At 62.3% G+C, this 17,158-nt stretch carries 11 protein-coding genes, 1 other RNA gene and 7 pseudogenes; 10 read left to right on the top strand and 9 right to left on the bottom strand.

Going from position 1 to position 17,158, the window contains the following annotated elements; all coding sequences use genetic code 11:
- Window positions 1-90 precede the first annotated feature (90 nt).
- Both xopF1 and hap3 read right to left on the bottom strand, forming a co-directional pair.
- Window positions 91-2,124, bottom strand: coding sequence for a type III secretion system effector XopF1 (xopF1, locus tag PD885_RS06565; RefSeq protein WP_088056717.1), 2,034 nt, complete (start codon window positions 2,122-2,124; stop codon window positions 91-93).
- Entirely contained in the window at window positions 2,124-2,567 is a 444-nt protein-coding gene (gene hap3 / locus PD885_RS06560) for an Hpa3 family type III secretion system protein (protein WP_002802857.1), read from the bottom strand. Before hap3 ends, xopF1 begins: the two co-directional genes overlap by 1 nt.
- Window positions 2,568-2,917: 350 nt before the next feature.
- Between hap3 and PD885_RS06555 the strand changes: the two are divergent.
- The 3 genes and pseudogenes from PD885_RS06555 to PD885_RS06545 all read left to right on the top strand — a co-directional run bounded on the left by PD885_RS06555 (window position 2,918) and on the right by PD885_RS06545 (window position 4,834).
- Window positions 2,918-3,365, top strand: a pseudogene (locus PD885_RS06555) (DUF4442 domain-containing protein).
- A gap of 183 nt (window positions 3,366-3,548) precedes the next feature.
- A complete protein-coding gene (locus PD885_RS06550) occupies window positions 3,549-3,791 on the top strand; it encodes a DUF378 domain-containing protein (protein WP_002802854.1) in 243 nt (80 codons plus the stop codon).
- A 137-nt stretch (window positions 3,792-3,928) separates the two neighbouring features.
- Entirely contained in the window at window positions 3,929-4,834 is a 906-nt protein-coding gene (locus tag PD885_RS06545; protein WP_002802853.1) for a peptidylprolyl isomerase, read from the top strand.
- A 108-nt stretch (window positions 4,835-4,942) separates the two neighbouring features.
- Here PD885_RS06545 and PD885_RS06540 read toward each other — a convergent pair.
- Window positions 4,943-5,018: non-coding RNA, sX9 sRNA (locus tag PD885_RS06540), on the bottom strand.
- Window positions 5,019-5,090: 72 nt separating this feature from the next.
- Here PD885_RS06540 and PD885_RS06535 point away from each other — a divergent pair.
- The 3 genes and pseudogenes from PD885_RS06535 to PD885_RS06525 all read left to right on the top strand — a co-directional run.
- Window positions 5,091-5,288 (top strand): annotated as a pseudogene (locus tag PD885_RS06535) (LysR substrate-binding domain-containing protein); the annotation flags it as partial.
- Window positions 5,289-5,363: 75 nt separating this feature from the next.
- Entirely contained in the window at window positions 5,364-5,657 is a 294-nt protein-coding gene (locus PD885_RS06530) for a hypothetical protein (RefSeq protein ID WP_002802852.1), read from the top strand.
- Between the two features lie 368 nt (window positions 5,658-6,025).
- Window positions 6,026-7,834: a DUF885 domain-containing protein gene (locus PD885_RS06525; protein WP_002802851.1), complete on the top strand. Its 1,809-nt coding sequence runs from the start codon at window positions 6,026-6,028 to the stop codon at window positions 7,832-7,834.
- 6 nt (window positions 7,835-7,840) lie between these two features.
- On the opposite strand, the pseudogene PD885_RS06520 reads toward PD885_RS06525, so the two are convergent.
- The 3 genes and pseudogenes from PD885_RS06520 to PD885_RS22585 form a co-directional block, all read right to left on the bottom strand.
- Window positions 7,841-8,646 (bottom strand): annotated as a pseudogene (locus PD885_RS06520) (IS5 family transposase).
- Between the two features lie 232 nt (window positions 8,647-8,878).
- Window positions 8,879-10,711 carry an ABC transporter ATP-binding protein gene (locus PD885_RS06515; RefSeq protein WP_088056715.1) on the bottom strand — a complete coding sequence of 611 codons (1,833 nt, stop codon included), beginning with the start codon at window positions 10,709-10,711 and terminating at the stop codon, window positions 8,879-8,881.
- 100 nt (window positions 10,712-10,811) lie between these two features.
- Window positions 10,812-11,000: pseudogene (locus tag PD885_RS22585) on the bottom strand (TolC family protein); the annotation flags it as partial.
- Here PD885_RS22585 and PD885_RS06505 point away from each other — a divergent pair.
- Window positions 10,995-11,711: pseudogene (locus PD885_RS06505) on the top strand (sensor histidine kinase); the annotation flags it as partial. The pseudogenes PD885_RS22585 and PD885_RS06505 overlap by 6 nt on opposite strands.
- A 28-nt stretch (window positions 11,712-11,739) precedes the next feature.
- Here the strand turns inward: PD885_RS06505 and PD885_RS06500 are convergent.
- Entirely contained in the window at window positions 11,740-13,005 is a 1,266-nt protein-coding gene (locus PD885_RS06500; RefSeq protein WP_002802841.1) for a cation:proton antiporter, read from the bottom strand.
- A 137-nt stretch (window positions 13,006-13,142) separates the two neighbouring features.
- On the opposite strand from PD885_RS06500, the gene PD885_RS21370 reads away from it, so the two are divergent.
- Complete coding sequence (locus PD885_RS21370; protein ID WP_156775363.1) at window positions 13,143-13,301, top strand: hypothetical protein; 159 nt, start codon at window positions 13,143-13,145, stop codon at window positions 13,299-13,301.
- 19 nt (window positions 13,302-13,320) lie between these two features.
- On the opposite strand, the pseudogene PD885_RS06495 reads toward PD885_RS21370, so the two are convergent.
- Window positions 13,321-13,617: pseudogene (locus PD885_RS06495) on the bottom strand (DUF3471 domain-containing protein); the annotation flags it as partial.
- Between the two features lie 111 nt (window positions 13,618-13,728).
- Here PD885_RS06495 and PD885_RS06490 point away from each other — a divergent pair.
- Together PD885_RS06490 and PD885_RS06485 are read left to right on the top strand one after the other, a co-directional pair.
- Window positions 13,729-14,562 carry a DUF72 domain-containing protein gene (locus PD885_RS06490; protein ID WP_002802837.1) on the top strand — a complete coding sequence of 278 codons (834 nt, stop codon included), beginning with the start codon at window positions 13,729-13,731 and terminating at the stop codon, window positions 14,560-14,562.
- 161 nt (window positions 14,563-14,723) lie between these two features.
- Window positions 14,724-15,671 carry a DMT family transporter gene (locus PD885_RS06485; RefSeq protein WP_002802835.1) on the top strand — a complete coding sequence of 316 codons (948 nt, stop codon included), beginning with the start codon at window positions 14,724-14,726 and terminating at the stop codon, window positions 15,669-15,671.
- A 313-nt stretch (window positions 15,672-15,984) separates the two neighbouring features.
- Here PD885_RS06485 and PD885_RS06480 read toward each other — a convergent pair.
- Window positions 15,985-17,116: pseudogene (locus tag PD885_RS06480) on the bottom strand (GGDEF domain-containing protein).
- Window positions 17,117-17,158 lie beyond the last annotated feature (42 nt).

The following is a 17,158-nucleotide window of genomic DNA, read 5'->3' as shown; positions in this document are numbered from 1 at the left end:
CACCGGGGCGGACGTTGAACGACAGATGCCGCCTGCTGCTGCGTCTGTCGTTACACGGTGCGTGCGCGCCCTCTACGCAGGATCAGCCGCTCAGGGCCGGCCATTTTCCCACTGGCGAAGCTGCTCGCTATCGCGCAATGCACGCCTGAGCGCATGCAATTGGGTCGCCAGTGTGTTGGTCAGTTCGCTGTGTGGCGCTCCGCTGTACATCTCATCCCGCCCGGCCTGCAGCCAATCGCACACGTTGTCGATGGTCTCGATCGAGACGGACCGCATGCCGATTTCTTCGCGCAGTTGCTCCAAGGCTTCCCGCAACACCTCGGCATGCGGCCCCGGTGCAGGCGCAGGCGCAGGCGCAGGAGGCTGCCCCTCCTCAAGGGCGCGCGCAATCTCCGCCGCGGTCGGCGCCGAAAACATTGCGATCGCTTGGTCGATGGGTTCGGCCAGCGCCTGAAGCGTGCGTGCGATGGTTCGTTGGTGATTGGCGGCTGCGACGGCGCGTTCCTGATCCAGCCGCGTGGCATGGCTTGTGTTGGTGCCGTTCTTGGCCTTGAGCGCACTCCAAACCGTATCGTTGAACACGGATTGCCCTGCCTGTTGCACGACCGTTGCGGCAGAGTTGAAAGCTTCTCCACGAACACGACCGCTTCCGTTTCCGCCACGCAACGGAGCGGCGAGCATTCTGCCTGTACCAAGCGAAGCGAAATTCGCGATTATGTTGCTGGCCGCGTGACGGACAACCACATCACGCACCGCATTGGTCATCGCGTTGGTGGTGCTGAAGGCCTGCTTTGCCAACGCCAGCCCTTCCTTTCCGGTTTGCAGTAGATAAGTCGGGAAATGCACCGCATCGGACCACTGCACGGGTCGACGTGTCTTGTCCGGCAATGCCAGCGAAAACAGATTCAGCCGCTGCTGTCCACCGAGCAGGTCGGGCACGCTCATCTGGCCGGTACGCGCAAGGGCCTTGCCGGTTTCAAGCAGCGCCTTCTGCACGACCCCTGCCCCGCCGCTGGCAAGTGCGCTCAACCCAAACTGCACGACTGGCGTGCGCGTCCCCGGATCGTCGGATGTCCGCCGCGCCGCGTTGAATCCTGCGCTGATGACCGGTTTGAGCAACAAGGTATCCAGCGATTTTTCGCCCAACGTCGATTGCCAGTGGGCGATGCCCGCACGAAGATCGTAGGCCTGCGCTTTGAGCTCCGGAAGCGTCGGTGCGTCGCCCTCGCCAGGACGCGTGAAGCGCTTGCCTTCGTTGGTGATTTCCAGCAAAACCGGCGGTGGATCGGGCTGCAGAATCTTCGGATCGATGGCCTTGAACCGTGGCAGGTTGGCCACGCGCGCGCGCCGATCCATCGCTGGCAATAGCAAGGTTTCACAGGTGAAGGACGCCAGCCCCGCGACAGTGCCGGACAGCGTCAATCGACTCATGATTTCTGATCCAGGAATACGCATGCGGTCGTAGGCGACACCCGCCGCGATACCGAACGGCGTACGCATCGCCCCCCTGATGAACGCTCTAAGGCACTCGTAAGCGATCGGCCACGCTGCCTTTGCACCTGCCGCCTTCATATCGCCGACGACCTGGTATCCGGCATCCGGCCCGAACGCAGCGATGCGTTCCTGCAAGCGCGCGTCCGCCCATTCCAGATAGGCCGCCTCCAGCGCCCGCTGCTCCTGCGAGGGCTCTGCAAATGACAGTTTGCCCAGATGAGCACGTAGCTGCACCTTCAAATCATCGGCTGCCGACGACCTGCGCTCGGTATAGGTCGCCGCAGTGGAAGGCACGTCAGACACATCGCTTGCGCGCGGACTGTGGAGCGACAAATCAGTTTCGCGGTCACTGTGAAACACCGCATCCGTCACCTCCGAAGAACGTGGCGACTGCGAGGACTCCGAACGATGTGATGCGCTATGCATAAACTCGGCATGAGGTGCGTCGGTCGTCGAGCGACGTGCAAACGACCGGCCACGGCCTCGCAAAGCAGACAAGCCCTCCAGTGGACCGGATGGTGGCCGCGTCTGTGGCGCTAAGACTACATCCTCTGCCTGCGTTGGCTCTGTGGGAGCTGGAGAGGCTTGGCGGATGTTGGAAGAACTACCGATGTCGCGTGCGATCTTCATCAGGCGACCTCGGCCGTTTTGCCGGCCTGCGGCACCAGTGCGTCCAGCGCGACCCGTGCAACCACCTGTCCGTGCTCCAGTGCAGCGGCCACGTCGTCTGGCGTACGCACCAGCAACAGCGGGCATACACACATCAGGCCCAAATCCGAGAGCGTGAGACGCCAGCCGTACTCGGTCAGCAGCTGCTCCTGCAGCGCCAGCAGGGTCACTACCTCGTCGCCGCCGAGCTCACATGCGGCCAGTGGCAGGATCACTTCCGGAAACGCCGTCAATTCGCCCTGCTGTATCTGCGTGTGGACGCGGCACAGCATGCCAGCAGGTCCAAGGATGGTTTCGCCTTCGCCGAGTCGCTGCGCCAGCTCGGCGGGCAATCCGAGGCAGGCACCCAGGTTGATGAAAAACGCAGCGTTCGCTGTGTGATGATTTACTGATTCCAAAGTCATCTGAAAAGTGTTCCTTAAAAAAAGCAATAACTTGCTAATGCACCAGTTCGGTGCATCACAGTGTCTGGATCGACACAGCTCCCTAGGCAGGACGCTGCGAATCACTGGCGCCACACCCGAAGCAGGTACGCTGGAAATCGCGCAATGGAGACCTGCGTCATGTGCCTTCCGCGTGCACGCAAACAGCAGCTGCTTGGTCTGAAAATTTGGCGACGCAGGGCGGCGCCCAGGCAAGCCCTCACACCCGAGCAGCGCCAGGAAAGCGCCGAGCCCCCCCCCCGCCCCATACGCATGCGAATGTCATACGCAATCCCCGCCCTATCCCCGCCCTGCCATCAAACCAAGCCTGCATGCGCGCTTCGTTTTTCGAGTTCGACCTCAACCTCTGGCCACCGTTTCTGTTCGCCGGCGTCCACGTCACCGTGCTGTCGGCGAACTATCGCTTCGCGCGGGTGGAGCTGCGCCAGCGGCCGTGGAATCGCAACTACCTCGGTAGCCATTTCGGCAGCAGTCTGTTTGCGATGACCGACCCGTTCTGGATGCTGCTGACCATGCACAACCTGGGCCGCGACTACTGTTTGGGACAAGGCGGGCAGCATCGAATTCGTCAAACCCGCGCGCGGCACGGTGAGCGCGGATTTCGTCATTGAAGACAGCGTGCTCGCCGAATTGCGTCAGGCCACCGCCAACGGCGAAAAACACTTGCGTTGGTTCCAAAACGCTTTGCACAACCGCGACGGTGACGTCGTTGCGCGTGTGCGCAAGCAGTTGTACGTGAAACGCGAGCCGGCGCGGTGAGGCGCGCACCATCGATCTCTTGCGGCTCCGGCCATCGATGGCCCGACAGGCAGATCGGTTCGATGCGCGTCCGCGCGATGTGATCGCCGTGTTTGCAACGCCGACCTTGCCATGGCAATGCTCACGACGCATTGCGTGCCGCATGCGGACTCTGGGGTCTCCCAACCCATATGGAATGATTTCATGAAAGCGATCAACCTCATCACTCTGGTGCTTCTTATCGTCGGTGGATTGAACTGGGGCTTGGTCGGCCTGTTCCAGTTAGATCTGGTGGCCTCGTTGTTCGGCGGACAGGACGCCCCGTTGTCGCGTGTAGTCTATACGCTGGTCGGCATCTCCGCGCTGTGGCAGTTGGTCCCGCTGTTCCGCACCAACCACAGCGTCACCGACCATCACACCAGCCCGCACGTGCGCAACAACTCGTAAATGCGCAGCTGCGGCAGGTAGCCGACTGACCGCACGACGCCGACGCATTGCGTCGGCGTCGTGCCATGTGGCGAGCATGCTTTGCGTCCGGGCGCGTGGTCGGCAAGAATCGGGCGCCTCCTACGCTGGCTGTGTTCATGCTTCTGCGCACTGTTGCTTCCGCCTGCCTGCTCGCCCTGGTGTTACCCGCTGCCGCCTACTCGGCCTATCGCAGCCCACAACAGATACTGGACAGCTCGCCGGCCAGCGCATGGCGCGTGCTCGACCCAGGCCGCACGCTTTACATGGAGCTCGACGGCGGACGGGTGGTCATCGAGCTGGCGCCGCAGTTCGCGCCCGAACATGTGGGCAACATCCGCACGCTGGCGCACGAGCGTTTCTGGGATGGGCTGAGCATCTATCGCTCGCAGGACAACTTCGTGGTGCAGTTCGGCGACCCCGATGGCGAAACGCCGGCCAAGGCCAAGTCGCTGGGCTCAGCGAAGACACATCTGGCGGCCGAATTCGAACGCGCATCGCAAGGCCTGGATTTCCAGCGCCTGCCCGATAGCGATGGCTGGGCGCCGCAGGTGGGCTTCGTCGATGGCTTCCCGGTGGGGCGCGACAATGTCACCGGCAAGACCTGGCTTGCGCATTGCTACAGCACCCTGGGTGCGGCCCGCCAGAACGCCGAAGACAGCAGCATCGGCACCGAGTTGTATGTGGTCACCGGGCAGTCGCCGCGCCAGCTGGATCGCAACATCACCGTGGTCGGGCGCGTGGTCAAGGGTATGGAATTGCTCAGCGTGACTCCGCGCGGGCAGGATCCGATGGGCTTCTACGAAGACCCCGCGCAACGCACGCCGATCCGCTCGATTCGATTGGCCAGCGAAGTGCCGGTGCCCGAGCGCACACCACTGCAGCTGCTGCGCACCGAAAGCCCGACTTTCCGTGATGTGGCCGAAGCGCGCCGCAACCGCAAGGACGATTTCTACAAGCGCCCGGCCGGGCATATCGATCTGTGCAATGTGCCGCTGCCGGTGCGTGCGCCACCGGCGCATTGACAGCAGCATGGGTACTGACTGAAAGCCACGCTAGCCAAGATCAGCACAGCGGCCAGCAGCATTGTCCAGGGTCGACGATGGGGGCGAGCCACACATCTCACTTGGAGTGGCTAACACAACGTGGCGAGCAGTTGCCAGGTGGGTGCGGACGGCGCGGAGCAACCGCAGTGTACGCGTGGCACATGCCCATTCCGAGCAATGGCCGCGCCCGCCTGGCGGTAAGCGCAGTCGTTTTGTTAGCCACTCTTATGCCTCGATGCAACGCTACGAACCGGTACGTTTGCCCGGGCCAACGCTCAAGGCACGCGATGTCTACTACACCGTGCATCCCAGCCACCGCGCGCCCAGCTCAGTAGCAAGCGCGTTTATCGACTGGCTCAAGCGCGAGGCGCCGGACGAGCGCACCCCGATGCCGGCGCTGCCTGCGGAGTTGGTTGCGTTGCCGGCAAGCGAGACATCGGGTGCGCACCATCACCTCGTTTTGTCTTATCGATACCTAGGCTTTACGTTCCACCATCAGGACATTGCCATGCCTATTCTTCGCATGCGTATCACGGGCACCGACGACGACGCGCGTGCCATCGCCAATCTGCTGCAGAGCATCGACGGCATCGAGCATGTGGAAGAAGTCGATGACCTGATGCCGCATCTGGACGACGGCGACTCCAGCTCGGCCGGCCTGTCCGACGATGAGGGTCCGGGCAGCCACGAGTTCGAGGTGGAAGCCGGCAACGAAGCCACCGCTCAGAAAGTGCGCAATGCCGTACAGGAATTAGCGTTGCAGTTGGATGTTTTTGTGGAATACGAAGTCGACGAAGGCTGAGCAGGCCTCGCGCTCGATGACACCGCGAAGAGATGCGCAGGCGGCTTCCGGTAGATGTGCCTGAGTTCAATGGCCTGCCGCCTGCGCTAGGCAGGCGGCAGGCGTGTTCCATCGCTTGCAACACGCATTCCCCGAACAACACGCAGCACCTAACAAAGGGTGGCTGACAAGATGTCGCGAACGGTTGCGGGATGGATATGGACGGCACGCTCAGGAGCTGGAGTATACGAATGACCGATGCCGCAACAAGCACCGGCCGCGCTCGCCTGACCACGAGCGCAGCCACTCGATGGCAGGGTAAACCAGTGGCGGATGCGTACCACCGCACAGTTGCCTATGCTGGCGGTTTGCTTCCATCAGGATCTACGATGCGTCAACGCCTGCTTGTCCTCGCCCTGCTCGCCGGTCTCAGTGCCTGCCAGCAGCAGCCCGAACCGCCGCGTGTCGGCACCACCGATGCCGCTGGCGCCCAGGAAGCGCAGACCCCGGACGCGCGCTTTGCGGCGTTTTCCACGCGCGCGCTCGACACCTGGATGCAGCTGTCGCCGGTCACTGCCACCCAGACCGGCGATCACCGCTTCGACGCGCAGATCGATGACCTGAGCGCCACCGGTCGCCAGCGCAGCCTGGATGCCAACAAGAAACTGCTTACCGAACTGAATGCGATCGAGGTCGCCAAGCTCGCGCGCGAGAACCAGGTCGATGCGGCGATCCTGCGCAACCAGCTGCAATCGGAAATCTGGAACACCGAAGTCCTGCAAAGCTGGGCCTGGGACCCACAGGTCTACAACAGCCTGGCCGGCGGCGCGCTGTATAGCTTGATGGCGCGCGAGTTCGCACCGTTGTCCGAGCGCCTTGCCTCGGCAACTCAGCGCATGGAGAAGATCCCGAGCATCTTTGCGCAGGCACGCGAGAATCTGGACCCAGCTCGCGTGCCGAAGATACATGCCGAGACGGTGGCCAAGCAGAACAAAGGCATCCTCAGCATCGTCGATACCTTCATCGCGCCCAACATCAGCCAGCTCGGCCTGATCGAAGCAGCGCGCGCGCAGGCAGCCATCGACAATCTGCACAAGGCTGTGGCCGAGCAACAGACCTGGCTGGACACCGTGCTGGTGCCAAATGCCAAGGGTGACTTCCGCGTCGGTGCGGAAAAATACGATCAGAAGCTGAAATTCGCGCTGCTATCGTCGCTGTCGCGTGCCGACATCAAGCAGCGCGCCGAGTCCGAACTCAAGCGCGTGCGCGGCGAGATGTACGCCATCGCGCGCACCGTGCTCAAGGACACGCCCGGCGCACCGAAACTGCCCGCTTCGCCCAACGACGCCCAGCAGCAGGCCGCCATCGAAGCGGCGCTTGAGCTTGCCTATGCCGACAAGCCTGCACGCGACAAGGTGGCGGACGCTGCCAAGGCGGCACTGGCGCAATCCACCGAGTTCGTACGCCAGAAGGATTTGATGACGCTGCCCGATTCGCTGGTGGAGATCATTGTGATGCCGGAATTTCAGCGCGGCGTGGCAGTGGCGTATTGCGATTCGCCCGGCCCGCTCGACAAGAATCTGAAGACCTTCTACGCGGTGTCGCCGATTCCCGACGACTGGAACGACAAGCAGGTCGATTCGTTCCTGCGCGAATACAACAGCCGCATGATCCATCTGCTCAGCATCCACGAGGGCACCCCGGGCCACTACCTGGAAGGCTGGCACTCGGCCAAATTTCCTTCAACGCTGCGCGCGGTACTGCGGTCGGGCATGTTCGCCGAAGGGTGGGCGGTGTACACCGAACGTATGATGCAAGAGCAGGGATATCTGGATAACGACCCGCTGTTCCATCTGGTGCAGCTCAAGTTCTATCTGCGCACCATTGCCAACGCCATCCTCGACCAGGGCGTACATGTGGACGGCTGGGATCGCGACAAAGCGATGCACCTGATGACCCACGACACCTTCCAGCAGGAAAGCGAAGCCTCGGGCAAATGGGTGCGTGCGCAGTTGTCGTCCGCACAGCTGCCGACGTATTTCGTCGGCGTGCAGGAACATCTGGATACGCGTAAAGCGATGCAGGACAAGCTCGGCGACAAGTTCAACCTGAAGGCGTATCACGACCAGATGCTGTCGTACGGCGCCCCGCCGGTGCGTTTTGCGCGTGAGTTGATGCTGGATCAGCCAGTCGAATAAGAGCGGCTAACAAAACCCAGGAAGAAGCCGTAAGCAGATGATGGAGCAAGCAAGCGAGAGCAACGCCAAGTGGAGATCGATGCGGCGTTCAAAGCGGATGCGCAGTTTGCCCATGCCTGCGAACCAGGCATGGGTGCGCTCGACGACCCAGCGATGGCGGCCCAACCGGTCGTTGCGCGCGATCCCCTTGCGTGCGATCCGCGCAATGATGCCGCGCTGCTTGAGGAAGGCGCGACAGCGGTCGATGTCGTAAGCCTTGTCGGCGTGCAATTTGTCTGGCCAACGTCGCGGGCGCCCTGGTTTGCCACCAATTGGCGGCAAGGCGTCGATCAACTCCTCGAACACGACCGAGTCGTGCCGATTGGCGCCGGTGACGCACACCGCCAAGGGGATGCCGTTGCGATCGACGATCAGATGCCGTTTGCTGCCGAGTTTGCCGCGATCGGTCGGGTTCGGCACGGTATATGGGCCCCCCGGGGGGAGGCTACGCTAGCGGCGTCCAGACCAGCTCGGCTCAGGTCCAGCGTCTGAGCGCGACGTCGCTCGGCCAGCAACACCTGATGCAGACGATGCCACACACCGGCGGCCTGCCAATCACGCAGGCCGGCGCCAGCAGGTCATGCCGCTGCCGTACCCAGCTCCATAGGCAGGTCTTCCCACGGCACGCCCGTGCGCAGGACATAGACGATGCCGTTGAGGGCTTGCTGATCACTGATACGCGGCCGTCCACCTTTGGGCGAACGCTTCACTTGCGGAATCAGCGGCTCGATGCGCTTCCACAGCGCAATGGGGATCTCTTTGCGACGTGTCATGTCCGCAATTTTGCCACCGGCGAGACAAGATTCAAGGGGTTTTGTTAGACGCTCTTAACACCGCAGTTACATTAATAGTTCGCAGATATCCTAACCGACAGGATTTCATCTATAGCCTTCCTGTCAAGAATTTTATAAATTATATAGCGAAAATTGTGAGAACAAGGACTGCTGGCACATTTTCAGAAAAGATAGAAGAGCTCCACAGCAGCGTATTGATTGCCGCACAAGATCACCCATCTGCCGCAACAAACCCACCGGTCTGCCGCGCCCAAAGGCGCGCATATAATCCAGCCTGCGCGATCAGTTCCGCATGCGTGCCGGTTTCGACGATGCGTCCGGCGTCCATCACCACCAGCCGATCCATGCGCGCGATAGTCGAGAGGCGGTGAGCGATCGCGATGACGGTCTTGTTGCCCATCAAGGCATCCAAGCTGTCCTGGATCGCTGCTTCCACTTCAGAATCTAGCGCCGATGTGGCTTCGTCCAGAATCAAAATCGGTGCGTCCTTGAGCAAGACGCGCGCAATCGCAATGCGCTGACGCTGACCACCAGACAGCTTTACCCCGCGCTCGCCCACATACGCATCGAAACCGCGCCGCCCTTCGCCATCCACCAGCGTGTCGATAAAGCTGTCGGCACGCGCCTTGCACACGGCCTCCAACATCTGCGCATCGGTGGCCTGCGTCCGCCCATACAGCAGGTTGTCGCGGATCGAACGATGCAATAGCGAGGTGTCCTGCGTCACCAAGCCGATCTGCCCGCGCAAGCTCTCCTGCGTGACCAGCGCAATGTCCTGCCCATCGATCAGGATGCGCCCCTGCTCCAGGTCGTATAGCCGCAACATCACATTGACCAGCGTCGATTTGCCCGCACCCGATGGCCCGACCAGGCCGATCTTCTCGCCTGCACGCACCTGCAGATCCATCCCGGCAATCACGCCACCGCATTTGCCGTAATGGAAATGGATGTGCTCGAACCGCACCTGCCCTTGCGTCACCTGCAACGGCACCGCATTCGGCGCGTCTTGTACCTGCACCGGCTGCGAGATGGTCTGCATGCCGTCCTGCACGCTGCCGATGTCTTCGAAGATACCGTTGACCGTCCACATGATCCAGCCGGACATGTTGTGGATGCGGATGACCAACCCGGTCGCCAGCGTGATCGCGCCCACGCTGATCTGGCCACGGCTCCACAGCCACAACGCCAGTCCGCAGGTTCCCACGATCAGGAAGCCGTTGGCCACCGCAATGGCGGTGTCCATCGCGGTGGTCACGCGCGTCTGCCCGCGATGCTTGACCGCCAGCTCGTCGAGCGCATCGCGCACGTAGACTTCCTCGCGACCGGCATGGGCAAACAGCTTGAGCGTTGAGATATTGGTGTAGCCGTCGACGATGCGGCCGGTCACCTTGGAGCGCGCATCCGATGCGATCCACGCGCGCACCTTCATGCGCGGCACGAAGAACACCATCAGCCCGACATACACCACCAGCCAGATCAACAGCGGCGCCATCAACCATGGGTCGGCCTGTGCGAACAACCACAGGGCGCTACCGGTGTAGACCACGATGTACCAGAGCGCATCGACCATCTGCACCGCCGATTCGCGCAGCGACGTGCCGGTCTGCATCACACGGTTGGCGATGCGCCCGGCAAAATCGTTGTTGAAAAAGCCCAGACTCTGGCGCACCACGTAGTTGTGCATCAGCCAACGCGAGCGGTTGCTCAAGCCCGGCACGATCGCCTGATTGACCAGCAGATTGTGCAGACCGGTAAACACTGGTCGCGCCACCAGGGTGATCAGCGCCATCCACACCAGTTCGCTGGCATGGCGACGGAAGAACTCCGGCCCCGGTCGCTCGGCCAGCATGTCCACGATGCGGCCGAGGAAGTCGAACACCGCCACTTCCACCAAGGCCAGCAGCAGCCCGGCGACCAGTGTGGCCAGCAGGATCGGCCACAGCGGCCGCAGGTAATATAGATAGAACCTCCACACGCTACGTGGCGGCATTTCCTGCTCGATCGGCGGAAAGATATCGATCAGGGATTCGAACCAGCGGAACATTGCAGACACTTTGGGAAAACCGGGAGGTCAGGCTAGCCGATCGGGCGTCAAGCCGCAGTGGCGTCGGCGCCAAATACCCGCGTGAGCAAGCGCGTGGCATGTGCACTGCGGAAAACCAACCGTTCAATCCGTCGCTGGCGGTTCCCTCGTTGCTGCGCAGGGTGATCGGCGGAAAAAACGCCGTACGCGCCGCGCCGATATCGGCATTGGCCGCGCGTAACTTCCACTCGGCCTGCCGGATACCCGGCCGCTGCAACAACAGCTGCGCATCCAACGCACGCCACCCGGACCCGCCAACCTCCACTGGTGGATGTTGGGCGCCATGATGGCCGTCTTCGTCCCAGTCATCCTTGCTGTGCGGCCTGTTCGCGTCACGCCCATTGTCGCGGCAGTTTTCGCAGGTCGCATCTGCAGCGCATCGGGTCAGCGACGGCGACTTTGGTGCACGCGCGCACGTGGTCGCCGACGCACCGGACGAACCCACTGCACTCGCGGGCAATTTCAACGCCATGAGCGGCAGATTGCAGCAATACCAACGCGAACTGCGCCAATCCAGCGCGATGCTGGCGCATGAACTGTGCAAGCCACTCAACGCGGCGATGGGCCATGTGCGAGGATGCCGGACGAGGTTTTTCCGCGTGAGCCCGAGCAGCTGCGGCTGGTGCATCGTCAGCTGGAACAGATCAATCGCCCGATCGGCGATCTGCACTTGGTATCGCTCGCGCGCGCCGGCGAGTTGGGGCTGGAACCCGAAAGATTCGATCTGCATGAGCTCGTCGCCGAGCCCGTGGAATGGGCGGGCCCGACAATCCGCGAGCTGCAAGCAAGATGGCCGTCAACAATCCACCGCAATCCTGCGCTGCGTGTGCGCGCCGATCGATATCACCTGGGCCAGGTGTTGTCGATCCTGATCGACAATGCACTGCGTTATGCCGCAGCTGGCAAGATGCTGGAGATCGAAGCCCGCCGCGACGGCAGCAGCGTGCAGATCACGCTTGGCCTCGCTACCGAATCAGCTGCATATATAGTCAACGCTGCTGCAGACTCGGCACCGCGTCGGTCACGTTGGCGTGGCGACGCATGATCCAGTTGAACAGCGGCGTAGCCATCAGCGTGGACAGGATCGCCATCAGCACCAGCACCGAGAACAGGCCTTGGGCGATCACACCGGCCTGCAAGCCGATATTGATGATGATCAGCTCCATCAAACCGCGTGCATTCATCAGCGAACCAATCGCCATCGCATCGCGATTGTTCTCGCCGGTAGCACGCGCCGCGGCCCAGCACGCCACGCCCTTGCCGATAAACGATGCGGCCAGAATCGCCACGCCGGCCAGCATGATCTGCGGCTGCAGCAGCACGCTGAGCTGGGTCTTCAGACCCGAATAGGTGAAGAACAGCGGCAGCAACAACACCACCACAAACGGCTGCATCATCTCGCGCAGCTTTTCGGTCAACGCGCCCCTGGGCAGGCAAACACCGAGCAGGAAGCCGCCGAACACTGCATGGATACCGATCGCATCCATTGCCCATGCGCTGAGGCAGAACAGTATCAGGATCACCGCCAATACGCTGTTGCTCAGCGGCTGGTCCGGGACGACGTAGTTGGCCAGACGGCGCAGCAAATGGCGGCCGACAAAGATCATAAACAATGCGTAGCCGACGCCACCGCCGATGGCCAGATAGGCGGTGCCCCAACTGCCGCCGGAGCTGGCCAATACCACAGCCAGAATGCACCATGCCGCCGCATCGTCGAACGCACCAGCAGTCAACGCCAGCGTCCCCAGCGGGCTATTGGTCAGACCGCGCTCGTGGATGATGCGCGCCAGCATCGGGAACGCAGTGATGGCGATCGCTGCACCCAAAAACAGCGACGCTTCCATGAGCTTGGCTTTTTCCGAGAACAGGCCATCCACGTCGATCAGCCACGGACACAAGGCAAATGCCAACGCGAACGGCACCGCGATCCCGGCCAGCGACACGCTCATCGCACTGCGATAACGCGCGCGGAAGTGGTCGCCCCGGAAATCGGTGCCGACCAGAAACATGTACAGGCCCACGCCGAACTGCGCGAACACGTACAGCATATCCATGGTCTGCTTGGGGAACAGCGATGCCTGCCACTGCGGCAGCAGCAGGCCGAACAACGAAGGCCCCAGCATCACGCCGGCGATCATCTCACCAACTACCTGCGGCTGCCCAATGCGCTTGGCCAGCATGCCTAGCAGCCGGCAAACCAGCAGGATGGCTGCAGCCTGCAAAAAAAAGTACACCGACATCTGCGCAGTAGTCATGCGTTCGGCAACATCCCTGAGAAGTGCGCGGATCATAACGAGCCGTGCCGGTGGACGATAGCCATCGTGCAGCTGGCATGCAGGCATTCGACGGTGACGGTGGGTCGACGGCGCCGGTGGCTAGGCCGGCTCGGTGCATGCGCGCTGAGCTCGGTTGCCCATGTGCCCGCAGTGATCAGCGCATCCCTGCCGCGTGCGGTTACGGCGCAGCTGGCGACCCAACGCCGGGCCGTCCGTTGCCGATCGCGCTGGACGATACGCCGGTGTTGCCAGCCACTGCACGCTGCGTGCAGTGACCATGGCCTGCCGCAGCGTTCAATGACGCATCACGTCTGCGCGGGCTGCCCTACTGCTGCCGTCGCTAACACCGGGTCCTGAAAAATCGAAGTTCAAATCGGTAAGCGGCGAGAGCGACTCCGTGCGCATCTCGCCGACCGCACCGTCCCGGGTCAGCACGAAATTGACGAAAGCATCGGCATTCAACGAACGGTCGTCCCAGCGCACGATGAAGGTATCGTGTTGCCAATGCTCCATCGTGCCAAGCAATTGGGCGGTCTTGGAAAACTGCAAGCGCAGGCGCTTGCGTTCCTGGCGGATCACCACATCGCCGTATCAGGGGTCGCCGCACAAACCGGCGAGGCTATGATCGGCGTTAACCAGTTGAAATCAGCCGGAGATGAAGCGCAATGGTGCGCCCCGCCCCTGCCAGCGAGTCTCATTGCCATGATTGATCTTTTCGCTTCCACCCCGCCCGCGCTCGATGGCATCCACGTCGGCATCGGCGGTTGGGTGTATGCGCCTTGGCGCGCGGGCATGTTCTATCCAGAAGGTCTGGTGCAGCGCCGGGAGCTGGAATACGCAAGCCGCCACGTCACCGCTATCGAGATCAACGGAACGTATTATGGTGCGCAGAAACCAGCGACTTACGCGAAGTGGCGCGATGAAGTACCTCCTGGATTCGTGTTCTCGGCAAAGGCCCCGCGCCGCATCACCCAGTCGCGCAAGCTGGCCGGCACCAAGACGCAGGTAGAGGACTTTATCGGCGGCATTGTCGAGCTCGGCCAGACCCTGGGGCCGTTGGTGTGGCAATTCGAGCAAGGGCATCGACTGCAGACCGACGACCTGGATGGGTTCTTATCGCTGCTGCCCAGGCGGGCGGGCCATCGTGCGCTGCGCCATGTGTTGGAAATTCGCGACCACGATGCAATGGATGCCTCGCTAGTTGCGATGGTGCGCCGCCACGGCGTGGCTACGGTCTTCACCGATTCGGAGGAGCATCCATCTTTTGCCGATCTTTCCACCGACGTTGTCTATGCACGTTTGATGCGCAGCCAGGCACAACTACATGCGGGTTACCCGGCGCCAGCACTGGCACGCTGGGCCGAGCGTATCCAGGCCTGGCGGCGCGGCGAGGACCCGGCTGACCTTCCGCATGTGGACGCGGCAACGCGAGTTGCAAGGACGCCGCGCGAGGTATTTGTATTCTTCATCAGTGCCGCGAAAGAGCGTAATCCGGCAGCGGCGATGGCATTGTTGCAGGGGTTGAGTTCGCGCTAGCAAGGTGGTGCATAGCGCCGGATAACGATCAGGCGGAGTCAAGAATGCTGACCACCGTCCCCCTCAACTCACCCCATCTTCCTATGAAGGGGACCGAGGTCCAGGCGGGAAAGGGGCGTTTGAAGCGCGAATCGTCAGCGGCTTTTCAGCGACAATGGCGCATGCCCACGACCGTTCTGCGCAAGGCGCAACTGCAAATCCATTTCTGCGTCCTGCTCTGGGGCATCACCGCGATCCTGGGCAAGCTGATCACGCTGCAGGCGTTGCCGCTGGTGTGGTGGCGCATGTTGATCGTGGTGGTGGCGCTGGCGTTGTTGCCGCGGGTGTGGCGCGGCTTACGTGGTTTGTCCGGGCAGGTGGTGCTGGGTTATTGCGGCATCGGCGCGTTGGTGGCATTGCACTGGCTGACCTTCTACGGCGCGATCAAGCTGGCCAATGCCTCGGTGGCGGCGACCTGCATTGCATTGGCGCCGGTGTTCACTGCAGTGATCGAGCCGTGGGTGACGCAGCGACCGTTCCGTCCGCGCGAATTGCTGTTCGGGCTGGCGGTGTTGCCCGGCGTGGCGCTGGTGGTCGGCGGGGTGCCGGACGGCATGCGCGCCGGCGTGGTGGTCGGTGCGATTTCGGCGGTCTTCGTCGGGCTGTTCGGCTCACTGAATAAACGCATGGTGGCGCATGCCGATCCGCTCACCGTCACCGCGTTGGAACTCGGCGCCGGCACGCTGACCTTGACCCTGCTCGCACCGGCGATGCCGTTGCTGTTGCCGTCGTTGCATGGCGATCTGTTGATCATTCCCAGCCTGCATGACAGCGCATTGTTGCTGCTGCTGTCGCTGGCCTGCACCTTGTTGCCATTTGCATTGGCACTAGTGGCGCTGCGCCATCTCAGCGCCTACTCGGTGCAGTTGGTGACCAATCTCGAGCCGGTCTACGCCATCGTTCTGGCCATTGCATTGCTCGGCGAGCAACGCGAACTGACATTGCAGTTCTATCTCGGCGTGACGATCATTCTAGGCGCGGTATTTCTGCATCCGGTACTCGAACGCCGGCGCAAAGTGGTGCACCCGGAACTGCTCGGCACCGCCGAGGCAAAAAACATCGTCGAGTAAACAACAGATCGGCCGCACGCACGTCGGAGGGCGTGCGCAACATAAATGCGCAACATCCTTGTGCAGCAGTGACCTCGGTCACCACCGCTTTCCGGCTGTGCGGTTTTGGATCCGGCGGCGGCCAATCAATCTGGCGCACGCAGGCACGCGTGCCCCCAAGCGCGGATTACACACCTAGCGTCATGCGTCAGCTGGGTTGTGCACAACGCAGAGCACCGTAGTGGTCGAATAGCACACTTGCAGCATCACGCAGCAACCGTGCGCGCCAGGCAGCTGCGCAATCGTTGCCAATCACTGCAAACCAGCCCGGCACCTACGCCAACGCCACCATCTGATCCCGCCCACCGCGCTTGGCCGCATACAAGGCCTGATCGACGCGCTTGATCACCGCCTCCACACTCTCTTGCGGATGCAACGTGGCCACGCCAATGCTCACCGTCACCGGCAACGCGATCGTCATCACCGCTACGCTCTGCCGCAGATACTCTGCATTGCACGCGTGCCTGCAGCAGATCCGCGTTAGGCAACAGCAGCACGAATTCCTCACCGCCATAACGTGCGATCGTGCCGGCACCGGCGACATGCGCGCGCAGCAACGTCGACAGTTCGCGCAACACCATATCGCCCTGGTCGTGCCCATGCACGTCGTTGACGATCTTGAAATGATCGACATCCAGCAGCGCCACCGACAACGGCTGATCTGCCGCCCGCGTCTGTTCGGTGGCTGCCGCCGATGCCACTGCAAACGCGCGCCGGTTGGGCAAGCCGGTCATTGGATCGGTGCGGGTTTGCTCGACCAGATCGGCGTTCACCGCATCCATCGCCGCGTAATAGCCAGCCATCTGCCCTTCGTACCAATCGCGCTCGTGCAGTTGCTGGCGTAGCCGCTTGCCGGCCAGACGCAGTTCCAGCAAATGCGAGGCCTGCCGCGATAAGGCCTGCAGGGCTTCGCGCTGCTCGTCGCGCAAATGTGCCGGGGTCTGGTCGAACACGCACAACGAACCCAGCGCCATGCCTTCCCTGGTCACCAGCGGCGCACCGGCATAGAAACGCACGCCGGCGCTGCCGGTGACCATCGGATTGTCGTGGAAGCGCGGGTCGAGCAAGGTGTCCTCGACCATCGGCACTTCGTCCGGGCGCAGAATCGCATGCGCACAGAACGAGATATCGCGCGGCGCTTCACCACGCGGCGCATTATGCGCGGACTTGAACCACTGGCGGTATTGGTCCACCAACACCACGGCCGCCATCTGCGTCTCGCACAGCGTGGAGGCGATCATGGCCAGATCGTCGAATGCACTTTCGGCTGGCGAATCCAGCACCTCGTACTGACGCAAGACGGCCAGCCGCTCGGCTTCGTTGCTCGGCAATTCCGGTTTGATCACTGCCCGCCCCCGCTTGCTGTTATCGGGGAAAGTATGCAGTAGCCCAAGACCCGCAACCATCGGGATCCTACCGACGCCCAATGCCGGGCGCGCGGCCGTTCA

This window comes from Xanthomonas fragariae, from assembly GCF_900183975.1.
In the GTDB taxonomy this organism is placed as follows: Bacteria; Pseudomonadota; Gammaproteobacteria; order Xanthomonadales; family Xanthomonadaceae; genus Xanthomonas; species Xanthomonas fragariae.
The sequence above is the reverse complement of the archived record's forward strand: the minus strand, read 5'-3'. Positions and strand labels throughout refer to the sequence as shown.

Coding starts and splice junctions, on each gene's coding strand:
- hap3 (WP_002802857.1), bottom strand. CDS start 2,567: ATGACTTTGGAATCAGTAAATCATCACACAGCGAACGCTGCGTTTTTC.
- PD885_RS06550 (WP_002802854.1), top strand. CDS start 3,549: ATGAAAGCGATCAACCTCATCACTCTGGTGCTTCTTATCGTCGGTGGA.
- PD885_RS06515 (WP_088056715.1), bottom strand. CDS start 10,711: ATGTTCCGCTGGTTCGAATCCCTGATCGATATCTTTCCGCCGATCGAG.
- PD885_RS06530 (WP_002802852.1), top strand. CDS start 5,364: ATGCCTATTCTTCGCATGCGTATCACGGGCACCGACGACGACGCGCGT.
- PD885_RS06500 (WP_002802841.1), bottom strand. CDS start 13,005: ATGACTACTGCGCAGATGTCGGTGTACTTTTTTTTGCAGGCTGCAGCC.
- PD885_RS06525 (WP_002802851.1), top strand. CDS start 6,026: ATGCGTCAACGCCTGCTTGTCCTCGCCCTGCTCGCCGGTCTCAGTGCC.
- PD885_RS06545 (WP_002802853.1), top strand. CDS start 3,929: ATGCTTCTGCGCACTGTTGCTTCCGCCTGCCTGCTCGCCCTGGTGTTA.
- PD885_RS06490 (WP_002802837.1), top strand. CDS start 13,729: ATGATTGATCTTTTCGCTTCCACCCCGCCCGCGCTCGATGGCATCCAC.
- PD885_RS21370 (WP_156775363.1), top strand. CDS start 13,143: ATGCGCGCTGAGCTCGGTTGCCCATGTGCCCGCAGTGATCAGCGCATC.
- xopF1 (WP_088056717.1), bottom strand. CDS start 2,124: ATGAAGATCGCACGCGACATCGGTAGTTCTTCCAACATCCGCCAAGCC.
- PD885_RS06485 (WP_002802835.1), top strand. CDS start 14,724: ATGCCCACGACCGTTCTGCGCAAGGCGCAACTGCAAATCCATTTCTGC.